The sequence below is a fragment of the Trebonia sp. genome, from assembly GCF_049794275.1.
Lineage (GTDB): Bacteria > Actinomycetota > Actinomycetes > Streptosporangiales > Streptosporangiaceae > Trebonia.
The window spans coordinates 1-3,558 of the sequence record NZ_JBARCR010000203.1 but is presented as its reverse complement, the minus strand read 5'-3'; the positions used below and the strand labels follow the sequence as shown (position 1 = coordinate 3,558).

Annotated in this window: 4 protein-coding genes; 1 reads left to right on the top strand and 3 read right to left on the bottom strand. The window is 67.9% G+C overall.

Translation table 11 applies throughout. From position 1 onward, the window contains the following. A partial coding sequence (locus WA805_RS05795) for a DNA glycosylase AlkZ-like family protein (RefSeq protein WP_425241826.1) occupies positions 1-427 on the top strand: 427 nt, incomplete at its 5' end. On the opposite strand, the gene WA805_RS05790 is transcribed toward WA805_RS05795, so the two are convergent. From WA805_RS05790 to WA805_RS05780, 3 genes are all read right to left on the bottom strand, one after another. After that, the gene (locus tag WA805_RS05790) at positions 420-1,142 is read right to left on the bottom strand and encodes a response regulator (RefSeq protein ID WP_422278827.1); all 723 of its coding nucleotides are present in this window, start codon (positions 1,140-1,142) and stop codon (positions 420-422) included. The genes WA805_RS05795 and WA805_RS05790 overlap by 8 nt on opposite strands. A gap of 95 nt (positions 1,143-1,237) precedes the next feature. Further along, the gene (gene hpf, locus WA805_RS05785) at positions 1,238-2,035 is read right to left on the bottom strand and encodes a ribosome hibernation-promoting factor, HPF/YfiA family (protein ID WP_424561012.1); all 798 of its coding nucleotides are present in this window, start codon (positions 2,033-2,035) and stop codon (positions 1,238-1,240) included. 440 nt (positions 2,036-2,475) lie between these two features. Further along, a partial coding sequence (locus WA805_RS05780) for an LpqB family beta-propeller domain-containing protein (RefSeq protein ID WP_425241825.1) occupies positions 2,476-3,558 on the bottom strand: 1,083 nt, incomplete at its 5' end.

Sequence of the window (3,558 nt, the reverse complement as noted above, 5' to 3'; positions counted from 1 at the left end):
TCGCGGCTGGGCCGACCCCACGGCGCTGGCCTGGCTCGACGCGGGCGGGCGCGGCAGGCACCGCACCACGCTGCTGTCCCCGTTCGACTCGCTGATCTGGGACAGGAAGCGGACGCTGCGGATGTTCGGCTACCGGCACGCGCTCGAGGCGTACGTGCCGAAGGAAAAGCGCGTGCACGGCTACTACACGATGCCGCTGCTGGCCGGCGGCCAGATCGTCGGCCGGGTGGACCCGGCCCGCGACGGCAAGACACTGCTCGCCAAGCAGGTGACTGTCGACAAGCCCGCCGCCGTCGCGCCCATGGCCCGGGCGCTCGCCGAAGCCGCTCAGTGGGTGGGTTGCGACACCGTCCATCCCGAACGTGTGTCGCCTTCTCACCTAGCTCAGCCGCTTCTGGCGGCGCTGCGGACCGAAGGGGTCAGCTGATCTCGATCAGCTTCTCCCGCACCGCGATCATCACGGCTTCCATCCGGGAGTGGATCTGCAGTTTCTCCAGGATGTTCCGCACGTGGTTCTTCACCGTGTTCTCGGAGATGAACAGCTCCTTGGCGATGTCGCGGTTGTTCATGCCGCGGGCCACCAGCCGGAGCACCTCCATCTCGCGCTCGGTGAGCTTCGGCGCGGGGGCGTGCTTAGCCGGTTCCTCTTCGGCGTCGCGGCGGGCGAGGGTGGCGAACTCGGTAAGCAGCTTGCCGGCCATCGACGGGTTGATGAGCGACTGGCCATCGTGCACGGCGCGGACCGCGTCGGCCACCTCGTCGAGCGGGATGTCCTTGAGCAGGTAGCCGCTCGCCCCGGCCCGGATCGCCTCGAAGAGATCCTCCTCCTCATCGCTGATCGTGAGGATCACGATCTTGGCGGAAGGCGCGACTTCCTTCATCTGCCTGGCGGCCTCGATGCCCGTGGTCTTCGGCATCCGGATGTCCATCAGCACCACGTCGGGCACAGCCTCGGCAGCGATCTGCACCGCCTCGGCGCCGTCGGAGGCCTGGCCGACCAGCTCGATGCCGTCCTCATCCTGCAGGACCATCTCCAGGCCCCGCCTGAAGAGAGCGTGGTCGTCCGCGATGAGCACCCGGATCGGATCGCCGCTAGGCACGACCTCGGTGCGTTGCACAGAGGTCACCGGCCGAGAGACCATCCCTGGTCTCGGCTCCACGGTCACGGCCGCTCCTTCCACTGCCTTCGCTCACGCAAAGGATAGGACATGTCACTCAACCTACCCGTACTGGCGTCCTACTCCTCGACGAGCCTGATGACCCCGTAGTCGTACCCACGGCGGCGGTAGACGACGCTGAACTTGCCGCACTGGCTGTCGTGATAGGCGTAGAAGTCGTGCCCGACGAGCTCCATCTGGAGGAGCGCCTGGTCGATGGTCATCGGGCCGGAGGGGTGGAACTTCTCCCTGACGACGAGCGGGCCGTCGCCTTCCATCTGAATGGGCACCAGCCCTGACGGGTCCTCGGCGTCCCGGCCGCCGGCGGCGAGGTTCTCCCCGGCCCCCGGCATCGCGGGCAGCGGGACCAGGCTCTCCTGGCGGCTCCTGCCGTTCACCTTGCGGCGGCCGCGCGACCGGCCGGCGGTCACGCTCTCGGTGATGGCGGCCAGTTCCAGCGCGGCTTCTTCAGGGCCTACGGTTTCGAGCAGCGCGCCGGCAGTGGCCGCCTGGCCGGTCCGCGTCGCGGACACGGCTGACGCCGCGTCGACGGATCGCACGGGTACGTCGGGACGGCGGCCCTTACGGCGCTCTGCCGCGCGGCGCAGTTGTCCCTCGAGCTTGGCGAACGCGAGGTCAAGCGCCGCGTACATCTCGTCCGCGGCGGCCTCGGCCCTGATGGCCGGGCCCCGCGATCTGATCGTTAGCTCCACCCGCGTGCACCGATCAGCCTGCCTCGGGTTGTTTTCCTTCGATACCTCGACGTCGACCCGTAGCGCCCTCTGATCCAGCTTCTCGAGCTTCGCTAGCTTCGCCGTAGCGTGCCTGCGGAAACGCTCAGGAACGGTAGCGTGCCTGCCTTTGAAGGTGATGTCCATCTCAATCCCCCTTCGGCTGGAAGTGGCCGGGTAGTGGGCACTCGCCCGGCCGACCTGGTCTTCGACCCCACATCCGCCTGCTGAGGGGTTCGCGGCCTTTCTGTGGCCACTACTGCCCTTCTCCCGGGGCGGGGAACTAGGTATTCCCCGTCGGGGCAGGACTTACCTCTAAGCCGCACCGTGATCAGTCGACGAGAAGTCGCCTTACGTGGGCCGTTTCGCCTGCGGCTGGCATCGGCTTGCTGGAGAGGCCCTCCCACTGCGCTCGCAGTTCGGAGGGCCTGCCCGGCGCAACCACGGACCCGGGCGAGTGCCATGCATGAACGCTAGCTCGCCTGAGCCCAAATGTCAGGAGGGAGATTCCGTGATCAAGCGTCACACAGCGCACACACGGTTGTCGATCTTGGCTGGTCACGCACTTGCGTTGCCACCGCGGCTGGTCAGCCAGGGTAAACGGCGGAGATACCGGTCCCTTGGACGGGCGTCCAGGAGCCGGACAGGCTGGTGTCGGCCACCATGACGCCCCTGGGCAAGCTGGCGATCAGCGGGTTGCCGAGACTCGCTGTGATCCAGCTCATCTGGGGTTGGGCCGGGATCGACGTCGAACTTCCGCCGTTGACCGGGTACTCGGTCAGCTCCGGGCCCGGGTCGCGAAGCGCGATCACGTTGTCAGGGCCGTACCAGGTCAGCGAGGTGAACGTGGCCGACGGCACCGACACGTAGAACTGCGAGAGCACGATCCGGACGGCCGCCTGACCAGGACGCGCGTTAGGCAGCTGGACGAACGCCCCGAAGTCAAGGTCGTTGCCGCCGACGATGATGGCCACCCGCACGCCGTCCGGCGCCACCCGGAGCCCGGTGAACGGCCCGACGTTCTGAGTCGTGCCGTCCGAGTTCACCACGCTTACCGCGACCGGCTTGCCGGCCAGCTGACTCGGGCTCGCGGCACCGCTGATCATCACGATCTGGTCCCCCGTCGTGGCCCACAGGTCGTCAACCGGGTCCCAGCTCAGCGACGTGTACCCGTCGCCTGCCCGCCGCACGAGCGGGGCACCGACCCGGCCGGTGAACAGCGACCCGTTCTTCACGGCGGCCACGTACTGCGTATCCGGCGAGACCGCGATCTGGGTGAAGCCGGTGCCGATGTGGGCCACCTTCACCGGCTTGCTCACCGAACTGACGCGGCTCAGCAGGTCGCCGGCACCGTCGACGTAGTAGAACCGACTGTACGCGCCGTTGGCCGGCGTGTACTTGCTCTGACGCAGCTGCTGCACGGGGTTCGAGTCGCTGCCCCGCGGGCTCCACGGCTTGCCATTCACGGAGAGCTGCACCGACTGCACCGCCGGCCCGCTGCCGCCCGATCCGATGAGCGTATACAGCAACTGCGCCGACACTTGCTGCATCAGCTTGTCGTTCGCACCCTTGGCGATGGCGCCGCCCAGGTTGACGGCCGCCGTTCCGCCAGTCAGCGTGACGTCGCCGATCGTGGTCGTCTTCCCGGGAAAAGAGGTACTCGTGGCCCC